Origin of the sequence: Caballeronia sp. GAWG1-1, assembly GCF_023631465.1 — a bacterium.
Classification (GTDB): domain Bacteria; phylum Pseudomonadota; class Gammaproteobacteria; order Burkholderiales; family Burkholderiaceae; genus Caballeronia.
The window spans coordinates 424159-446654 of the sequence record NZ_JALQDB010000029.1; the positions used below are offsets into that span (position 1 = coordinate 424159).

Sequence of the window (22496 nt, forward strand, 5' to 3'; positions counted from 1 at the left end):
ATTTCGGCTAAGATCGAACGTCCGAGGCAAAGCCGACGGCAGCAATCTCGCATGGAACCGGAACCGGGCGCGGCAAGCACCATCAGCGCTCATTCCGGTCGACAGGAGACGCCATCGCCATGGCACGCGGCAATCTCGCCCGTGCACGCTGGCCCGCCATAAACATCATTCGAGACAAGACCGCGCACTCGCATGCGCGCGCACATCATGCAAACCAAGACTCATCAACTCATTTCGCCGACGCTCGGCACTTCCCGCACCATCACGAGTTATCACTACGGCTCGGGCGGCGGTCAGAAAATCTACATTCAGTCCTCGCTGCACGCGGACGAATTGCCCGGCATGCTCGCCGCGTGGAAATTGCGCCGCCTGCTCGCCGCTTTCGAAGCCGACGGCAAGCTCAGAGGCGAAGTGGTGATCGTGCCGGTGCCGAATCCCATCGGGCTGAATCAGATCTTGCACGGCCAACTGCTCGGCCGTTTCGAAGCCAATAGCGGCCACAACTTCAACCGCAATTTTCACGATTTGGCCGCGTTGATCGCGCCGCGCATCGAAGCGCGCCTTTCCGGCGACAGTCAGGCGAACCTGCTCGCCGTGCGCGCCGCGATGAAGGAAGCGCTCGACGAGCAAACGGCGCACACCGAACTCGAATCGCAACGTCTAGCGCTGCAAAAGCTCTCGTACGACGCCGATGTCGTGCTCGACCTGCACTGCGATCTCGACGCCGCGCTGCATCTCTACACGAACCCGGATATCTGGGCCGATGTCGAACCGCTCGCGCGCTATCTCGATGCAAAGGCGTCCCTGCTCGCGCTGAATTCGGTCGGCAACCCGTTCGACGAAATCCACAGCTTCTGCTGGTCCGACTTGCGTACGCGTTTCGGCGAGCGTTTTCCTATTCCGAACGGCGGCATCTCGGTGACGGTCGAGTTGCGCAGCCAGCACGACGTCTCGCATGAACTCGGCGATAAGGACGCGCAGGGCATCGTCAATTATCTGATTCATCGCGGCGTGATCGATGCGCCGCAAGTGCCGCTGCCGCCGCTCGCGTATCCGGCCACGCCGCTCGCGGGCGCGGAGCCCATCGTCGCGCCTGCGAGCGGCATTCTCGTGTTCCGTGCGCAAGTGGGCGCGTTCATCGAGGCGGGCTCGGCCATCGCCGATGTGATCGACCCGCTCGCCGATACCATCACCACGCTCAAGTGCACGACCTCCGGCGTTTTGTACGCGCGGCATATCACGCGCTTTGCGACCGCCGGGCTGGAAGTGGCACGCATCGCGGGAGCGAAGGCTTATCGCACGGGGTCGCTGTTGTCCGCCTGAGTCTTCAACGTCGGAACGGAATGAGCCCGCACTGCGCCGCGACGATGCGCCAGCCGCTCGCGGTCTCGCCCCACGTTCGCGTGTAGCGCAAGCTGCCCGCGAACGGCGCGCCGCCGAATGTCCCGGCGAGCGCAACGCGCGTGACGGTCACGGCAAACGCGCCGTACACGCGCACGCTTTGCTCCACCACCTCCAGCTTGTCGATGCGCTGCATGCCATGGCGATGCCCGTTCAGGTCATCGGCCTTGCTCCATAACTTTCCGGTGGCATCGACGAAAGTCAGGTCGTCGGCCAGGAGCGCGTCAAGCGCAGTCACGTCCGACGCCATCATCGCCTGCTTCAGGCGTTCTTCCAGTTCGCGGATTCCGTGTTCGTCCATTTTGTTTCTCGCTTGGCCGTCATGGGGCGGAGTCGCGAGGATACCGCGCGTCTCGCGCAAGCGGACGCACGCATGAAACGCCGTCGCCACGCTAGCGCTGTTGCAGCCGCGATACACCGCAAGCCATCCGAAAGCGCTGTCATATTTCTTTAGTCAGCGGCCGCTACATTTGCGCCCGTTGCACCGAGCGTCAGCAGAACGCAGCGCGACATCGACGAACACGCACGATCACACACCACACCCGCGAACTCATCCCGGAGCACGTTTTGAAGAAGAACCTTCTGGCAACCGCCGCCCTCGCCGCCTTCGCCTTCGCCACTTCCGCTCATGCGCAGAGCAGCGTCACGCTGTACGGCATCATCGACGCAGGCGTCAGCTACGTGAACCACAGCGCCGTCACTGGCGGCAGCGATCACAACTTCAAGTACGACGACGGCGTGGCCCAGGGCAGCCGATGGGGCCTGAAAGGCGCCGAAGACCTCGGCGGCGGCCTGAAGGCCATCTTCACGTTGGAAAACGGCTTCAACAGCGGCACCGGCGCGCTCGGCCAGGGCGGCGCGGAATTCGGCCGCCAGGCGTATGTCGGTCTCGCGAAGAACGACATTGGCTCGGTCACGCTCGGCCGTCAGTACACGTTCTCGACCGATTACCTCGGCTCGGCCTACTCCATCGGCGGCCAGACCGTCGCGGGCAACTATGGCTATCACATCAACGACGTCGATCAACTCACGTCGAGCCGCATCAACAACTCGGTCAAGTTCAGCAGCGCGAGCTTTTATGGCGTGACGTTCGGCGCGATGTACGGCTTCTCGAACCAGGCAGGCGCCTTTGCGGGCACACCGACGACGACCGCGGGCGGCGTGACCACCGCCGGTTCGTCGCGTGCCTACAGCTTCGGTGTGAACTACAAGGCCGGTCCGGTCGGCGTGGGCGCGGCTTATACCGACGTCCACTATCCGGGCGCGGCGACGCCCGCGTTCAGCACGGCGCTCGCGAACCTCGCGACTGGCGGCACGAAGGACCTGCGCACGTTCGGCATCGGCGCGAACTATGCATTCGGCGCCGCGACCGTGTTCGGCCTCTGGACCAACACGCGCTTCGAACCGATCACCGGCGCGAGCTCGAAGCTCAATGCGTTCGACATCGGCGGCAAGTACGCCTTCACGTCCGCGATCACGGCGGCGCTCGGCTACACCTACATGGACGTGACCGATGGCGTGGAAGGTCACTGGCATCAGATCGATGCGAGCTTCGACTACGCGTTGAGCAAGCGCACGGACGTGTACGCGCTCGGCATCTATCAGCGTGCTTCGGGTTCGAATCGCGGCGTCGAGAATCAGGCGCAGATCGGTTCGTCGACGAGCTACTTCGGTACGTCGGGCACGGGTTCGAACAACCAGCTCGCGTTCCGCCTGGGCGTGCGTCACAAGTTCTAAGCGCTGCCCGTTACGGTAAAACAAGGCGCAAAAAAGGGCCGCTCGGTCGAACGAGCGGCCCTTGTCGCATCATGCGTGCGCCTACTTGCTCTTCTTGCCCGTCTCCTTGTTGAAGCGCTCGACATACGAGTCCATCAGCTTGCGGATGGCGCGGCCAATCTGCATGTAGTCGCTCTCGTTGAGATTCGCAAGCGACACGCGTCCCGAAGGATGCTGCGTGCCGAAGCCGCGTCCTGGCAGCAACACGACGCGCGCTTCCCTCGCCAGCTGGAAGAGCAAGTCCGAAGGCTTGGTGTTCTTGAGCACCCAATCGACGAACTCGCGGCCGTGCGACTTCTCGCCCATGTATTCGAGGTCGAGGATCGCGTAGTAATCGACCTGATTTTCGTCCTCGTCTTCGAGCGCAATGCCGATTTCCCGATACAACGCGCGTTTGCGATTGCGAATCAACCGTTTGAGCGCGCTCTTGTAGGCGTCGGGCGTGTCCATCAGCGAGAAGAGCGAGAACAGCACCATCTGCACTTGCTGCGGCGTGGAGAGCCCCGCCGTGTGATTCAGCGCGACCGTGCGGCTGTCGGCCACCAGCCGGTCGATGAACTTCAGCTTGTCCGGCTCCGTCGTGATGGATTCGTAGCGTTCATGCAGGATAGCTCGCTGGTCTTTCGGCAGCGCGGCGAGCTGATCGTCGAAAATATTATGCCGATGCGTCGCGATGGTCCCGAGCCGCCAACCCGTCGCGCCAAAATATTTCGAATAGGAATATACGAGGATCGTGTTTTTCGGACACAGCGCGAAGAGGGAGACGAAGTCGTCCGCAAAGGTGCCGTAGACATCGTCGGTCAGGAGAATCAGGTCCGGCCGTTCCTTAACGATCTCCGCAATATATTCGAGACTCTCGGCATCCATCTTTACCGATGGCGGATTGCTCGGATTGACGAGGAAGAACGCCTTCACCTTCGGGTCGCGCAGCTTGTCGAGTTCCTGCTTCGAGTATTGCCAGCCGTTTTCAACCGTGGCCTCGAGATTCACGACGTTGAGCTTGTAATCGTTCAGGCGCGGGATCTCGATGTACGGCGTGAAGATTGGCGTGCCGAGCGCGATCGTGTCGCCTTCCTTGATCAGGAAGTTTTCGCGCATCGTGTTGAAGATATACGTCATCGCCGCCGTGCCGCCTTCGACCGCGAAGATGTCGAAGTCGCCGACGAACGGGTGCTTGCCGATCATCTCGCGCCGCAGATACTGCCCGACGATGACCTCCGACAGTTTCAGCATGCGGTCGGGCACGGGATAGTTCGAAGCGAGAATGCCTTCGCACATCTCGTAGAGAAAGTCGGCTGCGTTCAGTCCGAGCTGGTCGCGCACGTAAGACACCGCGCCCACCAGAAAGCTGATGCCGGGCGTTCCCTTGTGGTCGCGCGCGAAGATCTCGAAGCGTTCTTCAAGGCCTTCGTGCTTCGGAAAGCCACCCACGCCTTCGGGCATATAGGCGAACGAGCGCTCGGATTCGCGCATGGCGAAGAGGCCCAGCTGCCAGAAACCGTGACGCGGAATCGTCGCGAGAAAGTTCGGATTGCCGCGACCCGCGTTGAGCATCGACAAATTGGCGGGACGCTCGACCGCGCCGCCGCCGGCCGCCTTGATGAGTTCGTCCTTTAGTTCGAACGGACTGAGCGCCGCCATTGCGGCCTGATCGTCGGAACCCGACTTAGAGGATTTGGACATCCGACACCCCCACTGGCAAAAGATACGTAGAGTTGAACAACGGAAGCACGAAAGGCTCGGGCATCATGTCAGCAACATCACGATCACCATGCCCCAGATCGTGAGCAGCGTATTGCCGACGGCATAAGTCACCGTATAACCGAGACCCGGCACCTGGCTCTTCGCGGCATCGCAAAGCATGCCGAGCGCCGCCGTGGTCGTGCGCGCGCCCGCGCAGATGCCGAGCAACAGCGCCGGGTGAAACTTGAACACGTACTTGGCGATATACATGCCGATGATGAGCGGCACCGACGACGCGAAGATGCCCCACAGAAAGAGGCTCACGCCGAGCTTCTGCAGACCCGCGACGAAGCCCGGTCCCGCCGAGATGCCGACCACCGCGATGAACACATTCAGCCCGACCGAATTCATGAACCAGATGGTGGGCCCCGGAATGCGGCCGAAGGTCGGATGGATCGCGCGCAGCCAGCCGAACACGATGCCCGCGATCAGCGCGCCGCCCGCCGTGGACAACGTGATGGGAATCGCGCCGAAGCGGATCACGACTGCGCCGATCAGCGCGCCCAGCGTGATCGCGAGCCCGACGAAGGCCATGTCGGCGGCATCGGTCGGACGGTCGATCACGCCGACCGCTTTCGCCACGGCCGACGTATCCTGCGTGCGGCCGACGAGCGTGATGGTGTCGCCGCGATGCAGCTTGGTGCTCGGCAACACGGGGATGGCCGTTTCGGTCGCGCCGCGCTTGATCTTGCGCAGGAACACGCCGCGCGCGCCGGGCAACTGCGAGAGTTCCTCCAGCGTCTTGCCGTCGACGGCCTTGCTCGTCACATAGACATCGACGCCTTCCACCGGCACGGCGAGCAGTTCGGCATCGTCCACTTCGGTTGCCACGCCGCCCAGCAGATTCACGAGATGCTCGCGTCGTCCGACGACGGCGACGACATCGCCCGCTAGCAGGACGTCGTCGACCTTGGCTTCTTGAATCGTCCCGCCACGCCGGATTCGTTCGATGAAAAGCCGCACGCCTGCAGGTTCGAGCGCCTCCGCTTCGCCGACCTTCATGCCGACCACACGCCCCTCTTCGCCAATGCGATACGCGCGAAGCGCGAACTGATGCCAGCCGCTGCCCGCGCCGCCCAATTCGCCGCTGCCGCCCATCTCTTTCTCGTACTGCTGGCAGGCTGCCACGAGGTCGATGTTGAGCAGCTTCGGCCCGAGCAGCGCAAGGATCATCGCCGAACCGATCGTGCCGTAGATGTACGTGACGGCGTAGGCGGTCGGCATCGCGTCGAGCAATACCTTAGCGTCGTTCGGCGCCAGGCCGAGCCGGTTGATGGCGTCGGTGGCGAGGCCCATCGAAGCGGAGATGGTCTGCGATCCCGCGAAAAGTCCCGCCGCCGAACCGACGTCGTATCCGGCAAGTTTCGCCGCGAGATAAGGAAAGGCGAGGCACAGCACGGACTGAATGACGGAGAAGATGGCCTGCGGCAAGCCGTCCTTGGCGATGCCGCGCACGAACTGCGGACCCACGCCGTAACCGACCGCGAACAGGAACATCAAGAAGAAGACGGATTTGACGTTCGGCGAAATGGTGATGCCGAGCTGCCCGATCGCGATGGCGGCCAGCAAGGTAGACGTTACCGCGCCGAGGCTGAAGCCCTTGAAGCTCTTGCCGCCGAACCAATAACCGATACCCAGCGAAAGAAAGATGGCTATCTCGGGATAGCTGTGCAGCGTTGCTGTGAACCAGGACATGTGCACTCCTCTCGGGGATCAGCCCCGCGACCGTTACATGCTTCTTGGGCAAGGAAGGAATGAAGGAAAACGAATGACCTGCAACGATGCGCTCCCCGTTGCCGCAATACGGGCGAGTGCTTGCGAGAGAAAATCGAGTTGCATCGAACGGTTCATGGGCACGAATCGCGATCTGCAAACGGATGACGCACAGAGAATTGGCGCATGCGTCACGGCGAAAAAAGAGGCTTCAACACGGCTGTCTGATGCCTAGCAATACACTATTTTCGCCACGCAGTTGAACTAAAAAACGATAGTTTCGGAGGCCCCTCCTGCTCGTTGCGGGCGTTGCACGAGTCGATTCGAACCGTCCCCGGCCGATCGTGCGGACGAAAAAAAACAGCGGCCGAAGCCGCTGTTTCCATGGAACCGAAATGCTTGCTGCGTTCTGTCCGACGCGTTGCAACTTACTCGGTGGTTTCGAGCAACGGATAATCCGTATAGCCCGTCGCGCCTGCTGAATAGAACGTCGAGGTGTCCGGCGCGTTGAGCGGCGCGTCGAGTTCGAAGCGTCGCACGAGATCCGCATTCGCGATGAACGGCTTGCCCCACGCGACCGCATCGGCGTCGCCGCGCTCGATTGCCGCTTCCGCGCTTTGCTTGGTGAAGCCTTCGTTGGCGATGTACACGCCGCCAAACGCCTTCTTCAGTTGCGGCCCGAGACTGTCGGCGCCTTCCGACTCGCGCGCGGCGATGAACGCCACGTTGCGCTTGCCGAGTTCGCGTGCGACGTAACCGAAGGTCGCGGCGCGGTCGCTGTCGCCCATGCTGTGCGAATCGGCGCGCGGCGCCAGATGCACGCCCACGCGATCCGCGCCCCATACGTCGATACATTGATCGACCACTTCGAGCATGAGACGCGCGCGGTTTTCGATTGCGCCGCCGTATTCGTCGGTACGCTTGTTGGTGCTGTCCTGCAGGAACTGGTCGAGCAGGTAGCCGTTCGCGCCATGCACTTCCACGCCGTCGAAGCCCGCGCGCTTCGCGTTTTCCGCGCCCTTGCGATAAGCCGCGACCACGCCTTCGATTTCATCGAGTTCCAGTGCGCGCGGCGTCACGAACGGACGCTGCGGACGCACGAGACTCACGTGTCCGCTTGCTGCAATCGCGCTCGGCGCAACCGGCAGTTCGCCGTTCAGGAAGATGGGGTCCGAAATACGGCCGACGTGCCACAGTTGCAGGAAGATCTTGCCGCCCGCTTCGTGCACGGCGTGCGTCACGAGCTTCCAGCCTTCGACTTGTTCATCCGACCAGATGCCGGGGGTATCCGCGTAGCCCAAGCCTTGCGGCGTGACCGAGGTGGCTTCGCTCAAGATGAGACCAGCCGATGCGCGGTCGGCGTAATACTGCGCCATCAACGCGTTAGGCACGCGTTCCACGCCTGCACGTTGCCGCGTGAGCGGCGCCATGATGATGCGGTTCTTGAGCGTCAACGCGCCTACTTTGAGCGGATCGAAAAGAGTCGGCATAGATGTAAGGTATCCTGAAGAAATGTAAAGAAGGTTCGCCGTGGAAAGGGCTGCCGCGCTCAGAGATTCCCGATGGAATCGCGAAACGCCTGTATGACCGTTTCGTCGCGCTTGAAGAACACCCATTGCCCCACGCGCTTCGTGGTGACGAGCCCGGCTTTTTGCAAGGTCGAGAGATGCGCCGAAACGGTGGACTGCGACATGCCGCAGCGCCCATCGATTTGCCCCGCGCACACGCCATGCAGGTGCGGCAATTCCTGTTCGGGAAAGTGCAGCTCCGGCGTCTTCAGCCACTCGAGAATCTCGCGGCGAAGCGGGTTGGCAAGGGCCTTGTGAATTGCGTCGATGTCCATTTCGTTGCTCGTTCGTCCGACGGCGGAAGCTTCGCCGCATCGTCTTAAAGCGAATCATATATCGGAAATATCCGATACGCAAGCGTCCACATGCGTTTCGTCAATGCGATGCGTGTCATCGCGGCGCGCGGTCTGGTAATCTGCCCGGTTTAGCTGCCGTCAATTTTCGATCTCAATTGCATATGGATACACCGTTCAACGAACGCGGCGTCACGCTCTCGCGCGTCGGCCTGTCGGCCTCGGGCCAGTTGATTCCGCTGCGCGATCTGCGCGCCGCGCGGGTCGTGAAGATATCGCGCAAGAAGCCGCTGCCGATCATCCTTGCGCTGATCGGGCTCGCGGGAATCGGCGTGGGCATCGCAACGGGTTCGGGGCCGGCGCTCGTACTCGGCATCATGGTGGCCGTAGTCGGCTATCTGTCGTGGATCACGCAGGACGTGATCTATCAATTGATGGTTGCAACGCCCGAAGGCGAGCGCGAAGTCATCATCACGAAAGACGAGGAATTTGCGGATCGCGTGGCCGCGCTGGTCGGCGACGCGGTCGCGAAACACGCGCAGACAGCGGCCGCAAAGCCGCAAGCCTGACGCCGCTACAAAAGAACACGCGCGGGACGTACCCGCGCGCGGCACATACTTCAGTTCAAGCCATCGTCAAGTCAAGTTCAGCGGCTCGACGTGCCAGATATCGCGGGCATATTCCGCGATGGTCCGGTCTGATGAAAATATCCCCATTCCGGCGACGTTCTCGATCGCGCTCTTCGTCCACGCTTCCTTGTCTCGGTACTTGAGATCGACCTCGGTTTGCGTCTTGTCGAAGCTGTCGAAGTCCGCGAGCACCATGTAGTGATCGCCCCAATCCACGAGCGTGTGGAAGATGTCGTAGAAACGGTGCGGCTCTTCCGGCGAGAAGTGTCCGAGGCGAATCTGGTCCAGCGCCACCTTGAGCTCCGGATTGTCCTCGTAGATTTGCCGTGGCCTGTAGCCCGCCGCCCGCAGAGTTTCGATCTCGTCGGTCGTGTTGCCGAAGATGAAGATGTTTTCGCGGCCCACCGCGTCGCAAATTTCGATGTTCGCGCCATCCAGCGTCCCGATGGTCAGCGCGCCGTTCAACGCAAGCTTCATGTTGCCGGTGCCCGATGCCTCGGTGCCGGCCATCGAAATCTGCTGCGATAAGTTCGCGGCGGGAATGATGAGCTCCGCCACGCTCACGCCGTAGTTCGGGACGAAGCCTACCTTGAGCCTGTCGCCGACGAGCGGGTCCGCGTTGATCTTCTTCGCGACATCGTTGATGAGCTTGATGATGCTCTTCGCCATCTTGTAGGCCGAAGCCGCCTTGCCCGCGAACATGACCACACGCGGCGTCCAGTCCTGCTCGGGATTCTCGCGAATACGGTTGTAGCGCACGATCGTGTACAAGATGTTGAGCAACTGCCGCTTGTATTCGTGGATGCGCTTCACCTGCAAGTCGAACAGCGCTTCGGGATTGATGATCGCGTTGGCTTCGCGTTTGGCGCGCTCGACGAGGCGCAGCTTGTTGGCGAACTTCGCGTCCTGAAAGGCCTTCTGGAACTCGGGGTCGTCGCGCCATTCGCGCAGCCGGCCGAGTTCGAACAAGTCGCTGCGCCAGCGCGGTCCAAGCCGCTTGTCGATGAGCGATGACAGCGACGGACTCGCTTGCGCGAGCCAGCGACGCGGCGTAATGCCGTTCGTCACATTGGTGAAGCGCTCCGGGTACATGCGCGCGAAGTCGGCGAAAATGTTTTGCGTCATCAGTTGCGAGTGCAGCTTCGAGACGCCATTCACCTTGTGACTTGCGACGATCGCCAGATGCGCCATCCGCACGCGCCGCTGGCCGTATTCATCGACGAGCGAAATGCGGCGGATCAGTTCCACGTCGCGGCCGAACTTTTCGGTCACTTGCTTCAGGAACTGCGCGTTGATCTCGAAGATGATCTCCAGATGCCGCGGCAACAGACGCGACAACATTTCGACATCCCACGTTTCGAGCGCTTCGGGCATCAACGTGTGATTCGTGTAGGAGAACATCTGCTGAATCAGCTTCCACGCCTTGTCCCACGGCACGCCGTGACGGTCCACGAGCAGGCGCATGAGTTCGGGGATGGCGAGCACGGGGTGCGTGTCGTTCAGATGCACCGCGACCTTTTCCGCGAGACGCCCGAAATGCGTATGCGTGCGCTGATAGCGGCGGATCAGATCCTGCATCGTCGCGGAGACGAAGAAATATTCCTGACGCAGACGCAATTCGCGGCCGGCTTGCGTCGAGTCATCCGGATACAGCAAGCGCGAGACGTGCTCCGACGTGTTCTTCGCTTCGACCGCGCGCCGATAGTCGCCCTGATTGAACGCGGAGAGATCGAACTCGTCGGTGGCGCGCGCCGACCACAGGCGCAGCGTATTCGTCGCGGTGGTGGCGTAGCCGGGAATGACCGTGTCGTAGGCCATCGCGTTGACGTGCTCGGTATCGATCCAGTCGGTACGATCGTCGTGCTGCACCGTGCGCCCGCCGAAGTGCACCGTGTACGTCACCTCGGGGCGCGGAAACTCCCACGGGTTGCCCGCGCGCAGCCAGTAATCGGGCATTTCGACCTGATTGCCATCGACGATGGTCTGCCGGAACATCCCGTACTCGTAGCGAATGCCGTAGCCGAAACCGGGCACGCCGACCGTCGCCATCGAATCGAGGAAACAGGCTGCGAGCCGGCCAAGGCCGCCGTTGCCAAGCGCGGCATCCGGTTCGAGGTCTTCGAGCGAGGCGAGATCGATGCCGAGGCCAGATAACGCTTCGCGGACTTCGTCATGAATGCCGAGGGCAAGCAGCGCGTTGGTGAAGGTTCTGCCGATGAGAAATTCCATCGACAAGTAATAGACGCGCTTCACGTCCTGTTCGTATTGTTGCCGTGTGGTGCGCATCCAGCGTGCGACGAGGCGGTCGCGCACGGCGAGCTCCACCGCATTGAGCCAGTCGCGCGGCTGCGCGGTAACCGCGTCCTTGCCGACGCCGTACATCAGGCGATTCGAGATGGAGCGCCGTAGCGCATCGACACTGCTGTTGAGCTGGTCGAATTCCAGATCGACGGATGTCATCGAAACCTCCGGTATTTGCAACATATGCAACGACAGCGAAAGCGTGGTGGGAGTTCAGTGCATTTTTGGCCTGCGGCTTGCCTGGCTCCCTGTTCGCGCGGGTTGCGGTCGTGGCCTGAAGGTGCAGGTTACGCCAGTTTTATTTTTTTTGGTATGACATGCGGTGGGTCGCTGACGCCTGATTTTCCGTGGGCGGTTGATCTTGCCGGTTCGGGGAATTTGCTTTCCTGGCTTGCGGTTTCAATCAGTCGCCGCCGTCCCTGCGACGGGGAATTTGCTATCTCCTCTTGCAGTCTGGTTCAGTAGCCGCCTCCCCGGCGGGGGTAGCTTCCTTTGTTGCTGCAATGAAAGTCACCGAGGAAAGCAGCCTTCGTCTTGCCCGCTGATCGGGCGCGTGGTCAGGACTGAGTTCTACGCCGGCACGCGCCTAAGTGTCGGCCTTGCTCAATCGCCGTTCCTGGCGCTCATGGCACTCCGCTGGTCTCGCAGATTGTCTGACTGGTGTAACGCTTGGTGCTTTCGGCCCAGTGCGAAGCGCGGCCGTTGGATGCGCCCGGCAAGTTCTTCATTGGGCTTTGCTTCGGCTTCCGTAGCGTTTTCATCTATCGATTCGTCTTGGTGCGCGGACCGCTATCAACAACAGCGCCGCCAGCGACGCCGCCAGCAATATCAGCGATAGCGCCGATGCCGGCAAGTAATACCCTCGATTAACCTGCCCCACCACGACTATCGGCACGGTCGCGAAGCCCGGCGGATACACCGTCAATGTCGCGCCCAATTCGCCGAGCGATAGCGCGAATCCCAACGCCAGGCTCGCTCTTATCGCCGGGACGAGTTGCGGTAACACCACGCGCCACAACACCATGCGCGGCGGCGCGCCAAGGCTCGCGGCGGCCTCGCGCAAGGTCGTCAATTCCGGTCGCAATGCAGCCGCCGCGCAGCGGTAACAGAATGGCAAGACCAGCGCGAGTTGCACCATGACGACGATCGCCGCCGAGCCGGACAGGTCCAGCGGACGCTTGTGATACGCAATCAGTACCGCAAGGCCCAACACCACGCTCGGTACGCCGTTCGGCATCATTGCAATGGCATCGACGAATGCGCCCAGGCCGCGCCGGTCACGACCCTCCAGTGCCAACGCAAGCCACAATCCCAGCGCGGTGCCGAGGATCGCGACGCCGAAGCCGACGCCAAGGCTTGTCGTCAGCGCGTCGAAATCGCTGGAGCCGAGGCGCCCGAACCAGCGCGTGCTGAAGCCATCGGGGAAGATCGTGCCCGACCAGTGCGACGCAACGCTCGACAACGCCACCACGACCACCGGCAACACGAAGAGCCAGAAGCACACGAGCGCAGCCAGGAACGCAACGAGCGCGCGCATCAGCGAGACTGGCTTTCCAGGTTTGAACGAGGTCGAAAGCTGCATGTCAGCGTCTTTGCAAGCGTCGATAAAGCGCATAGAGCGAGAGCGACATCAGCAACATCACGACCGATCCCGCCGCTGCGGTCGGCAAGTCGAGATCGACGGTCGCCGCGCTGTAAATGGCAATTGGCAAGGTGATGAGATGCGCGCTGCCCAAGACGAGCAGAATGCCGAACTCGTTGAGCGTCAGGAGGAAGCACAAGATGGTGCCCGCCGCGATTCCCGGCCACGCAAGCGGCAACACGACCTTGGTCGCGACCATCCAGCCGCCCGCGCCGAGACTTTTTGCGGCCTCGACGAGACGCATGTCGAGCATGGCGTATGAAGCGAGCGTCGGGCGCACCACGAACGGCGCATAGAACACGACCTCCGCGAGAATCACGCCGCCGATGCCGAAGAGGAAATCGAGCGGCGGGGTATCGAGCAAAAAAAGCCGTTGCAAGCCGATGCTCACCGAACCCTGCGAGCCATAAAGAAAAATCAGCGTGAATGCCACGAGGAACGAAGGGAACGCCACGAACAACTCGAGGAAACGCGTGACGAGCTTCGCGCCGGGAAACGGCCGGAAGAACAGCATCGACGCGAGCGCGACGCCAAGCAATGACGCGAGACTTGCGCTTGCGAAGAGGATGCCGAGCGTCGTGCCGATCACGCCGCGCGTCTCCGGGTTGCCGAAGAACGCGGTGAAGGCGTGCAGCGTGAAGCCATGCGGCCCGGTCACGCTCAACATGGCAAGGCGGGAGAGCGGATAGACGACGAGCGGCCCCAGCACAAACACGAGGATGAACCACAACTGCCATTGCACCTTCTTGCCGCGCCGCGCGGCGACTGTCGCCTGGCCGTCCTGCGCTCGCCCGGCGGCCTCTTCAGGGATGGACAAGGACGACATCGTCAGCCTCGAAGGTCAGGGAAACGCGCGCGCCCTTTTCCGGCATGCGCGTGTGGTTGCGCTGCGTCGAAACGAGTACGGGCTCGTTGGGCCACGCATCGAGCGCGACGGAAATCGAGAGCGACGCGCCATACCATTCGACCGATGCAATCGTGCCGTGCAACGGCCCATCGCCGAGCGGCACGATGGAGAAGCGCTCCGGCCGAATGCACGCAAGCCGCTCGCGTTCGTCGTGGCGCGCGTCGCCGACGGGATACACCACGCGCGGCGGCAGCAGATTCGCGGCACCGAGATAGCGCGCGACGAAGCCGTCGTTCGGCGCGTCGTACAACTCGCGCGGCGAACCGAGTTGCGCGATACGGCCATCGCGCATAAGAAGCGTGCGGTCGGACAGCACGAGCGCATCGTCCTGATCGTGCGTCACACAAACGATAGTCAGATTCGGCAAGCGCTCGTGCAACGCCTTCAGCTCGCTGCGCACGGACGCGCGGAGGTTGGCATCGAGCGCCGAAAGCGGTTCGTCGAGCAAGAGCACATCCGGCTCGACGACGAGCGCGCGGGCAAGCGCCACACGCTGCTGCATACCGCCCGAGAGCTGCGCGGGCATGACGTGGCCGGCATCGGCGAGTTGCACGAGTTTGAGCGCATCGGCGACGCGGCGCGCGATCTCGCCCGTCTTCAGCTTGCGCGCGCGCAGGCCGAAGGCGACGTTATCGAATACGGAAAGATGCGGAAAGAGCGCATAGCTCTGGAACAGCAAGCCGAGATTACGTTGATGCGGCGGCACATGCGTGAGTTCGCGGCCCGCGATAAAAAGCGCGCCCGCGAAGGCATCGGGCTGAATGAATCCGGCGATGAAGCGCAACAGCGTGGTCTTGCCGCAGCCGCTTCTGCCGAGTACCGTCAGGAACTCGCCACGTTCGATGTGCAGCGATAGTTGATCGAGCACGGTGCGCGCGCCGAAGCGCACCGTGAGTCCTTCGATATGCACGCCGGATCGCGCTTCGTGTTCATGAGCGAGCGCATTTCCGGACGAGCTCAGAGCAAACGTATTCACGTCAGGACTTCGGCTTCACGACCTCGGTCTCCTTGCCCGACTGGCCGATCACTTCATTCTTCCAGCGCTCGGTCCAGCCAGCGTTCTTCTGCATGACTTCGTTCCAGTCCACCGGAATCAGCTTCACGCCGGCAATTGCCTGCTTCACCGCTTCGCCGTTCTTGCCGCCGAGCGCGACATCGGTGCGCGCCGGAATGCCGTAGATGTCCGGCACTTTCGACTGCACTTCCGCGGACATCAGATAGTCGATCAGCTTCCTGCCCGCTGCCTGATTCGGCCCGCTCTTGATGAGACCAATTGCATACGGCAACTGGAACGTGGTGGGCGCGTCGCCGTTCTGATGCGACAGGAAAAGCGGCTTGATGGACAGACCGCCGTTCGCGGCATCGTCGAGATCCATTTGCAGGTCGCCATTGGCGAAGGCGATCTCGTTACGCGAGAGCAGCACATCGAGATAACCCGTGCCCTTGGTATGGAACTTCGCGCTTCGTTCGAGCGACTTCAGATAATCGAACGCTTTGTCTTCGCCCATCAGGGCCGACGTCAGGATGATGACCGCCATGCCGTCGCCCGCCGTCGCCGGATTCGAATATGCGATCTTGCCCGAGTAGTTCGGATGCAAGAGATCGGCGAAGGTCTTCGGCGCGCTCTTCGTGACTTCCGGATTGATGGCGAAAGAAAAGTAGTTGTTGACGAAGGTGGCCCACGCGCCGTCGTTCGCCTTGGCGATAGCCGGCACGTTCTTGTAGTTCACACTCTGGTACGGCTGCAGCAGGCCGCTCTGCGATGCTTGCTGGATGAACGGCGGCAAGGTCACGAGCACGTCGGCCTTGGGCGAATCTTTCTCGACGCTCGCGCGGTTCACCACTTCGCCACTGCCCGCCGTGACGATATTGACCTTGACGCCTTCCTTCTTCTCGAAAGCCGGGAGCACGTCCTTGTAGAGATTTTCGAGGCCGTCCGCCGTGTAGAGGACGACGGCATCGGCTGCGTGTGCCGGCGAGGTTGCAAACGCCATCAAGGCGGCGATGGCCGGCAGCATCGTGCGTGCGAGGCGAAGGTCGCGAGTCATTTCGTGATTGATCCGATGAGATAAGGTGACGCGGCTCGGGTGCTGCGCTGGTGTCGAAGCATTGCAGAGCCGTGTGACAGACACGTGAATGCCGTAAGCGGTGCAGGATTGGACAAGACGCGGTGCACGCACATCCGCATACTTCGGCCTTTCCGCCAAACGCCTGATTGACGATGCTCTCCTTTCTGGCCGCGCCGGTCTTCGTCCTACTCTGGTCGACAGGCTTTATTGTCGCGCGCGCGATTACCCCTTACGTCGATCCGAACGTGTACCTGTTCGCGCGCTTCTGCGGCACGGCGTTGCTGTTTGTCGTCGTGGCGCTCGCAAGCCAGGCAAGCTGGCCGAAAGGCGCCGATGTTCTACGGCATCTGCTTGCAGGCGCGCTGCTGCAAGGCGTTTATCTGGGCGCGGGTTATTGGGCCGTCGCACAGGGGCTGACTGCGGGCATCATGGCGCTGCTCGGCGCGTTGCAACCGCTTCTGACCGCTGCGTTTGCCGCGCGCTTCTTCGGCGAACGTCTTTCGCCGCGTGCATGGAGCGGGCTCGTGCTGGGGCTCACTGGCGTGGCGCTCGTGCTTGCGCCGAAGGTGATGACGGGTCATGCGTCATCGACACACGGAGCTGCGCCTTCATGGCTCGTCGTCATGGCGGCGCTGCTTGCCGTCCTGGCGATTACCGCGGGCACGCTGTATCAGAAGAGCTCGCTGGCACGCGCCGATATCCGCAGCGCGAGCGCGCTGCAGAATGCGGGCGCCGCGCTCGTCGCGTTACTGCTGATTTTCGCGCTTGGGGAACATCGCTTCATTGCTTCGGCGACGACTTGGGTTTCGCTTGGATGGGGCATCGTGATGCTCTCGGGTGCCGCGACCACGCTTTTCGTGTGGATGGTCCGCCGTGGCGATGCCTCGCGTGCCACCGCGCTGCTGTTTCTCGCGCCGCCGCTTGCCGCGATCGAAGGCTATCTGGCGTTTGGCGAAACGCTCGGGCCGGCGCAGATCGCGGGGTTCGGGGTGGCGCTCGTGGGCGTGTTGCTGGCGCGGGCGAGATAACCGTCAATCGGCCGTATCGGCGCCCGCCGGGATATTCGCACGCACCGCCTTCCCCGGACCCGGCGACCATGCCGGGCGCGCCTTTCTCGCCGTATCGACGACGACCAGAAAGTGACCCGCCCAGGGCGTCGCGTTACGCGTGGACTTGAGTATCCACATCGACTGACCTTCGGCGGCACGGGCTTCGTATTGCGCGTCGAGGATGCCGCGATGATCGAAGAAAGTATTGAGCGTCGACGGTATGCGCACGCAGCCTTTCGAATGGCGCATGCCGAGAAGCGGTTCGAGTTTCTGCGGATCGGTGGCGTGCATCTGGAAGCGCATCGGCGAGATGCCGCCCTTGCCCCAGCCGCGCTCGCCATCGGCCCAGCCGAAGTCGTAGATGCGCATGTCGCGCGCGCCGTATCCGCGAATCTTGAACTCGTTGAGCGTGCCTTCCGCGCGAAAATCCATGTTGCCCGGCACGTGCTGAAACACGCCGAGCGGCGTGACGAAGTGATCGTAAGTGCCCGGCCGTCCCGTCGATACCGGCGATGCGCCGATCAGCGACCAGGCATCGGCCGGCTTCGCGCGGAAGAAAAGCATGAGCGCCTGCACGTTCGCGCTGCGATCGACCAGCACGACGAACTCATTGGCGAGATCGCCATGTCCGCTTTCATCGAGCGCATGCTGCAACACGCGACCGTAGGCCTGCTGATCCGCTTGGGAAACGCTGAGACGCCGGTCCACCTCTTTCGCGAAAGTCTGCCGCATGGCGAAGGCTCCGGCGGGCGGCAGGTCATGGCGTTGCGCCAAGTTGGGCTCGGGCGGTTCGGGCGGCAGCGGGACTTCGGGCGCCTCGGCCTCCGATGCGGCACTCGCGGCCGATGCCGGTTCCACGGTCGATGCAGCAGAGGCAGCAGAGGCCGCCGACGCCTCCGAGGCTCCCGAAGCAACTTGCGGCTTCATCGGCACCGGCATGCCGGGCAATGCGCGTTCGGGCGCGCTTGCACTCAATGGCACGCTTGCGCCTGGACTCAACGGCGGCGATGCGGGCGTCGACGTAACGTGCCCCTGGAGCACGTTCGCAGGCGATGTGCTTCGCTGCAAACCCGACGGCGCACTCCCATTCGAAGAAGATGCCGAAGCGGACTCTGACGCAAGGCGCGCCTGCTGCGCACCGACCGCCCCCGCATACGCCACAAGCGCGGCAGCCACTCCAACGACGATTGCTCTCGCGCCAAATGCTGTTTCTCTTTTCCCTGCCAGATGCATTGATTAATCCGCCTTGCCTGACCAGACTCAAGCCTGGCGATCCATATCGATCGCCCAGCCCCGAACATTCAAGAACCGATGCACGCAAAGACGCGCACCGGCTTCGTTCGTTGCATCTGGCGCAGCAAAGTTCATTCCGTCGATGGGCCCGAGAACGCGCCGCACGTCATGCTGGACAAATTCGGATAGCGGTTCGGCCAGTCGCCGGACATGGTCGATTGCGCATCCTTCAGCGTCATGTCGCCGGTGCAGACACAGCGTTTGAGATAGACCGCGAGCCGCTCCTTGCGGCGCTGTCCGGCACGGCCTTCCCAGCGGCGCAGATCGAGATTCGCGGGCGCATTGGGCAAGCCGCCGAGCAATACGGGCATGCGATGATCCAGCGCATATTCGGATGCGAACGAAGCATCGATGCCACGTTGCTTGAGCAGTTTTTCTTTCTGGCGCATCTGCGTCTCGAACGACGGCAGCACGCGATCGACATAACCCGGCACGCAGATCGTCTCGACGATGGTCGACTGCGTGACATGCGGATCGAGCCAATCGGGACGCTGCGCCCGCGAGCTTGCAGGCCACACCATGAGCGCGCCATTGAGCGTGATCAGGAGCGCGCCAAACGCCGCGCGCGCGGGACGAGCGGCAGCGGTCGCATAAGCGTGACGCGCGAAGCGTCGCTTGAAGATGGGTATATCCCTTCGATCCATGCCTCGGAAGTGCAAATCATCATGCGGCCAATGCGACGCCGCTTATTTTTGAGATATTGAACAATCGCATTAGAACACACCAAAGGCGTGCATCGCGCTGTGGCTCAAAAGTCCGCGAGCCGATCCGTGGATGCGTGCGGCAAGGTCTGCGCCGCACTCGCCGCACTCGAAGACGCAAGCGCGGCGTCGAGCGCGCGGCCGAGCGCAAGCGCCTCGGCATGAAAGGAGCCGTAAGCGACCGCGATGCTGGCGTCGTCCTCGCCGTTGCGGTCTTCGTCGATGGCGCGATCGCATCCGTGCTGCAAGGCGACGCATGCATCGGTGAAGCGCACGGCGCCGACCAGCGACGCCGCCCCTTTCATGCGATGCGCGATGTCGCGCAAGAGCGCGTGGTCGCAAGCATCGAACGCGGTCTCGGCGTCGATCAGGTCTTGCGCATGCGCGGATTTGAGGGTGCCGGCGAGCGTCGCGGCCTGATCGCCGTAACTCGCGACAAGCGCGCTGTCGAAGACTTCTGCCGCTTTCTCCCGCACCGGCCCGCTTCGCCGCGCTACACCTTCGGTCGCCGCGACGAGCGCATCGCGCAGGCCGTCGAGCGAGATAGGCTTCACGAGGCACATCGTCATGCCTGCCGCGACCGCGCGTTGCGCCGCCTCCGGTTGCGCGTTCGCCGTGAGGCCGACGACAGGCAACGGCCGCGCCTCTTGCACGCGCGCGCTTTCGTCCCCGCGGATCGCCTGCGCGAGTTCCTCGCCGCTCATTTCGGGCATCGAGCAATCGGTAAGGATCACATCGAACGCGGATGGATCGCCGCGATAGCGGACGAGCGCGCTGCGGCCATCGACGGCCAATTGCGGCGCGCCGCCGAGCAGCCTGATCTGCCCTTCGAGCACGATCCGGTTCGCCGGATGATCGTCGACGACGAGTACCCGCAAGCCCGCGAGCGTCGCGCCGGTCGGAGCCACCGATGCGTGCTCCGGCGCGCGTCCCGCTTCGGACGACGATGCCTCCGGCAAGCTCACGCAGACCGTAAAGTGTGTGCCGCGTCCCGGCTCGCTTTCGAGCGTGATCTCGCCGCCCATCATCGTGACGAGCCGCTTGCAGATGGTGAGGCCAAGGCCCGTGCCCGAATAGCGACGCGCGCCGCCATCGTGTGCCTGCACGAACGGCGTGAAAAGCGCGCCTTGCCGCTCGGGCGCAATGCCCACGCCTGTGTCCGCGACCGCGAATGTCAGCGCCCGCGTGCCGGCCTGTGGCGCGTCTACACGGTAGTCGAGCGTCACCGCCCCGATATCCGTGAACTTGATCGCGTTCGATAGCAGATTGCCGACGACCTGCCGCAAACGCTGCCCGTCGGCAAGCAACCAGACTTCGCCCGAATCCGCGCGGCGCACAATCAACGCGATGCCCTTGGCGCGCGCGGCGGGCTCGTATATCGCGGCCACGCTCGTCATCCACGTTTCGAGTTCGAGCGGCGCGGGCGTGAGGACCAGCCGCTCGGCTTCGATTTTCGCGACGTCGAGCAGATCGTCGATCATGCCGAGCAAATCCGCCGCCGCGCGATGCGCCGTGCCGAGCGCGCGTTCGGTCGCGGCGCGCTCGCCGGGCGCGCGCAGTTCCAGTTCGATGAGGCCGAGCACCGCGTTCATCGGCGTGCGGATTTCGTGGCTCATGGTGGCGAGGAACGTCGACTTGGCGCGGTTCGCCGTTTCGGCTTCCTCCTTCGCCGCGCGCATTGCCTGTTCGGCGGCAATCCGGCGCACGATCTGTGTGCGCAGTGACACCGCCCAGCCGATCAGCGCGAAAACAAGCGCACCGCCAAGCAGCGCGCCTACCTCGACTTGCGGACGGCGGCGCTCCCACAACGTCTCAGGATGATCGCCAAGCCGCCAGCGCCCGCGCAGCGCTTCGAGTTGATAAGCGCGAAGATGGCCAATCGCGTCGTTGATGATGCCGAGCAAGATCGGCTCATTGCGCAAGACGAGAAAGCCTTGCTCGAGCGGTTTGCCGGAAAGCACGCCGCTCACCACGAGCTTGCCGCGGTAAGGATTGGCGACCGCGTAATTCGCGAGCGTCAGATCGACCAAAGCCGCGTCGGCATCGCCGTTCACGACCGCGCTGAACTGCTCGTCGAATGACGGCATCTCGACGATGCGCAGATGCCGCACGAATTCGCGCTTCAACGCCAGGGCCGAAATCCCGGCCGGGAGCGCCACCCGCTTGTTCGCGAGCGCGGTCTCATCGCGCAGGGGCGCCTGACCCGCACGCGTGACGATGCCGACCAGACTCTCGCCGAACGGCACGGACGCCGTGAGCGGCACCGGTTGCCATGCGGGGGAAACGCCGTAGGGCGTGAACATGGACTTACCGCTCGTCAGGTCGGCGGCAATCTGAGACAAAGAACCGCGCATTCGCGCTTCGAAGCGCAAGCCCGTTCCCCGCGAGATCACATCGAGCAGGTCGGCGGCGAGACCCGCAGGTTCGCCGTGCGAATTGCGGAACATGAGCGGCGGAATTTGCGAAAGCATCGAGTAATGCACGACTGGATGCGCCTTGATCCACGCGCGCTGCTCGGGTGTCAAGTCGAGCGGACGATCCAGCGTCACCGCGGTCATCGAAACGTACCAGCGCGCGTTCATCGTCAGCAGGAAATTCGGCGGCAACTGCGCCAGCGCGGCATCGACACGCTCACGCAATGCGCGCGCGGCCGGCCGGTTGGCTGCGAAAGCAAAGCGATAGCCGTCCGCATCGAACGGTGTGAAACCGCGCGCGCCGATATTCGGCAAGTCCAGATGACTGATGACATAAACGGCGGTCGTCACGTCGCCGACGAAGCCGTCGGCACGGCCGAGCGAGACGGCCAGCGCGGCGGCGAGCACATCCGGATACGCCTCCGGCTGCAAGGACGGATACGCCGCATGCAACCGCGCGGGGTCCATCTGCGTGTCGACATAAGCGAGCCGATGCGTCGGCGCATGTGCCGCGAGCGGCGCGAAATACACCGGCTTGACCGGAAAATACGAACGGCTCAGTTCGAGCGGCGCACCGGCATCGAAGCCCGCCGAACTCGTCGCCATGTCGATCTCGCCGCGTTCGAGCGCGGCCAGCATCGCGGGACGATCCGGATATAGGCGCCATTGCGGCGTCATCCCGAGCGGCTCGGAAATGGCGTTCAGAACATCGACCGAAATGCCGCGCAACGCCGACGAATCGGATGGCGCGCCAGACACGGCCAGTTCGAGCGGCGGCACCATGCCCGGCACCGCGCCGACGATCAGCGGCGGTGCCGCGAAGGCATCGCCGAGCCAACAGCCGAGCAGCACACAAAGCGTCCACAGCAAACGGCGCGAACGCTGTCGCCGTGTTCCGTCAGCTCGACGAATCGCAGAATGAAACAAGCCGCACCCCCGAAATCGAGCGGTGCGGCCAGTGTCTCAAAAACGCGCCGGCGCGCCTATCGCCGGCGCG

General features: G+C 63.0%; 17 protein-coding genes. 4 read left to right on the plus strand and 13 right to left on the minus strand.

Translation table 11 applies throughout. The annotated features are described in order from the left end of the window. Positions 1 to 207 precede the first annotated feature (207 nt). On the plus strand, positions 208 to 1323 hold the full coding sequence (locus NCT03_RS19975; protein WP_244829327.1) for a succinylglutamate desuccinylase/aspartoacylase family protein: 1116 nt from the start codon (positions 208 to 210) through the stop codon (positions 1321 to 1323). Positions 1324 to 1327: 4 nt separating this feature from the next. On the opposite strand, the gene NCT03_RS19980 is transcribed toward NCT03_RS19975, so the two are convergent. Continuing rightward, the gene (locus NCT03_RS19980; RefSeq protein WP_250493596.1) at positions 1328 to 1702 is read right to left on the minus strand and encodes a nuclear transport factor 2 family protein; all 375 of its coding nucleotides are present in this window, start codon (positions 1700 to 1702) and stop codon (positions 1328 to 1330) included. A gap of 266 nt (positions 1703 to 1968) precedes the next feature. Here NCT03_RS19980 and NCT03_RS19985 point away from each other — a divergent pair, with 266 nt between their 5' ends. Further along, entirely contained in the window at positions 1969 to 3138 is a 1170-nt protein-coding gene (locus NCT03_RS19985) for a porin (protein ID WP_250493597.1), read from the plus strand. Positions 3139 to 3219: 81 nt separating this feature from the next. Here the strand turns inward: NCT03_RS19985 and NCT03_RS19990 are convergent, their stop codons facing one another. From NCT03_RS19990 to NCT03_RS20005, 4 genes are all read right to left on the minus strand, one after another. Beyond that, the gene (locus NCT03_RS19990) at positions 3220 to 4860 is read right to left on the minus strand and encodes a bifunctional aspartate transaminase/aspartate 4-decarboxylase (RefSeq protein WP_244829324.1); all 1641 of its coding nucleotides are present in this window, start codon (positions 4858 to 4860) and stop codon (positions 3220 to 3222) included. 63 nt (positions 4861 to 4923) lie between these two features. Further along, positions 4924 to 6615, minus strand: coding sequence for an aspartate-alanine antiporter (gene aspT / locus NCT03_RS19995; protein ID WP_250493598.1), 1692 nt, complete (start codon positions 6613 to 6615; stop codon positions 4924 to 4926). Positions 6616 to 7061: 446 nt separating this feature from the next. After that, positions 7062 to 8123, minus strand: coding sequence for an alkene reductase (locus tag NCT03_RS20000; protein ID WP_244829322.1), 1062 nt, complete (start codon positions 8121 to 8123; stop codon positions 7062 to 7064). Positions 8124 to 8182: 59 nt separating this feature from the next. Continuing rightward, positions 8183 to 8476: an ArsR/SmtB family transcription factor gene (locus NCT03_RS20005; protein ID WP_244829321.1), complete on the minus strand. Its 294-nt coding sequence runs from the start codon at positions 8474 to 8476 to the stop codon at positions 8183 to 8185. Between the two features lie 182 nt (positions 8477 to 8658). Between NCT03_RS20005 and NCT03_RS20010 the strand changes: the two genes are divergently transcribed. Next, positions 8659 to 9063 (plus strand): DUF6232 family protein, encoded by a 405-nt coding sequence (locus NCT03_RS20010; protein WP_244829320.1) that lies wholly within the window; start codon positions 8659 to 8661, stop codon positions 9061 to 9063. A gap of 66 nt (positions 9064 to 9129) precedes the next feature. On the opposite strand, the gene NCT03_RS20015 is transcribed toward NCT03_RS20010, so the two are convergent. The 5 genes from NCT03_RS20015 to phnS form a co-directional block, all read right to left on the minus strand. After that, complete coding sequence (locus tag NCT03_RS20015; RefSeq protein ID WP_244829319.1) at positions 9130 to 11583, minus strand: glycogen/starch/alpha-glucan phosphorylase; 2454 nt, start codon at positions 11581 to 11583, stop codon at positions 9130 to 9132. A 598-nt stretch (positions 11584 to 12181) separates the two neighbouring features. Continuing rightward, positions 12182 to 12961, minus strand: a complete 780-nt coding sequence (phnV, locus tag NCT03_RS20020; RefSeq protein ID WP_244829685.1) for a 2-aminoethylphosphonate ABC transport system, membrane component PhnV — start codon at positions 12959 to 12961, stop codon at positions 12182 to 12184. Positions 12962 to 13007: 46 nt separating this feature from the next. Continuing rightward, positions 13008 to 13892: a 2-aminoethylphosphonate ABC transporter permease subunit gene (phnU, locus tag NCT03_RS20025; protein ID WP_250493599.1), complete on the minus strand. Its 885-nt coding sequence runs from the start codon at positions 13890 to 13892 to the stop codon at positions 13008 to 13010. Next, on the minus strand, positions 13870 to 14934 hold the full coding sequence (phnT, locus tag NCT03_RS20030) for a 2-aminoethylphosphonate ABC transport system ATP-binding subunit PhnT (protein WP_250493673.1): 1065 nt from the start codon (positions 14932 to 14934) through the stop codon (positions 13870 to 13872). The genes phnU and phnT overlap by 23 nt, the downstream gene beginning before the upstream one ends. Before the next feature lie 16 nt (positions 14935 to 14950). Further along, positions 14951 to 16021: a 2-aminoethylphosphonate ABC transporter substrate-binding protein gene (phnS, locus tag NCT03_RS20035; protein ID WP_250493600.1), complete on the minus strand. Its 1071-nt coding sequence runs from the start codon at positions 16019 to 16021 to the stop codon at positions 14951 to 14953. A 173-nt stretch (positions 16022 to 16194) separates the two neighbouring features. Here phnS and NCT03_RS20040 point away from each other — a divergent pair, with 173 nt between their 5' ends. Then, entirely contained in the window at positions 16195 to 17070 is an 876-nt protein-coding gene (locus NCT03_RS20040) for a DMT family transporter (protein WP_250493601.1), read from the plus strand. Between the two features lie 3 nt (positions 17071 to 17073). On the opposite strand, the gene NCT03_RS20045 is transcribed toward NCT03_RS20040, so the two are convergent. From NCT03_RS20045 to NCT03_RS20055, 3 genes are all read right to left on the minus strand, one after another. Then, positions 17074 to 18072, minus strand: a complete 999-nt coding sequence (locus NCT03_RS20045) for a L,D-transpeptidase (protein WP_502800392.1) — start codon at positions 18070 to 18072, stop codon at positions 17074 to 17076. A 383-nt stretch (positions 18073 to 18455) separates the two neighbouring features. Next, a complete protein-coding gene (locus tag NCT03_RS20050) occupies positions 18456 to 19028 on the minus strand; it encodes a hypothetical protein (protein ID WP_244829310.1) in 573 nt (190 codons plus the stop codon). A gap of 104 nt (positions 19029 to 19132) precedes the next feature. After that, positions 19133 to 22351 carry an ATP-binding protein gene (locus tag NCT03_RS20055; protein ID WP_250493604.1) on the minus strand — a complete coding sequence of 1073 codons (3219 nt, stop codon included), beginning with the start codon at positions 22349 to 22351 and terminating at the stop codon, positions 19133 to 19135. Positions 22352 to 22496: the final 145 nt, after the last annotated feature.

What these genes read in the sequence shown, in the direction of transcription:
- NCT03_RS19975 (WP_244829327.1), top strand. Translation starts at nt 208, where the DNA reads ATGCAAACCAAGACTCATCAACTCATTTCGCCGACGCTCGGCACTTCC.
- NCT03_RS19980 (WP_250493596.1), bottom strand. Translation starts at nt 1,702, where the DNA reads ATGGACGAACACGGAATCCGCGAACTGGAAGAACGCCTGAAGCAGGCG.
- NCT03_RS19990 (WP_244829324.1), bottom strand. Translation starts at nt 4,860, where the DNA reads ATGTCCAAATCCTCTAAGTCGGGTTCCGACGATCAGGCCGCAATGGCG.
- aspT (WP_250493598.1), bottom strand. Translation starts at nt 6,615, where the DNA reads ATGTCCTGGTTCACAGCAACGCTGCACAGCTATCCCGAGATAGCCATC.
- NCT03_RS20000 (WP_244829322.1), bottom strand. Translation starts at nt 8,123, where the DNA reads ATGCCGACTCTTTTCGATCCGCTCAAAGTAGGCGCGTTGACGCTCAAG.
- NCT03_RS20005 (WP_244829321.1), bottom strand. Translation starts at nt 8,476, where the DNA reads ATGGACATCGACGCAATTCACAAGGCCCTTGCCAACCCGCTTCGCCGC.
- NCT03_RS20010 (WP_244829320.1), top strand. Translation starts at nt 8,659, where the DNA reads ATGGATACACCGTTCAACGAACGCGGCGTCACGCTCTCGCGCGTCGGC.
- NCT03_RS20015 (WP_244829319.1), bottom strand. Translation starts at nt 11,583, where the DNA reads ATGACATCCGTCGATCTGGAATTCGACCAGCTCAACAGCAGTGTCGAT.
- phnV (WP_244829685.1), bottom strand. Translation starts at nt 12,961, where the DNA reads ATGCGCGCGCTCGTTGCGTTCCTGGCTGCGCTCGTGTGCTTCTGGCTC.
- phnU (WP_250493599.1), bottom strand. Translation starts at nt 13,892, where the DNA reads ATGTCGTCCTTGTCCATCCCTGAAGAGGCCGCCGGGCGAGCGCAGGAC.
- phnS (WP_250493600.1), bottom strand. Translation starts at nt 16,021, where the DNA reads ATGACTCGCGACCTTCGCCTCGCACGCACGATGCTGCCGGCCATCGCC.
- NCT03_RS20040 (WP_250493601.1), top strand. Translation starts at nt 16,195, where the DNA reads ATGCTCTCCTTTCTGGCCGCGCCGGTCTTCGTCCTACTCTGGTCGACA.
- NCT03_RS20050 (WP_244829310.1), bottom strand. Translation starts at nt 19,028, where the DNA reads ATGGATCGAAGGGATATACCCATCTTCAAGCGACGCTTCGCGCGTCAC.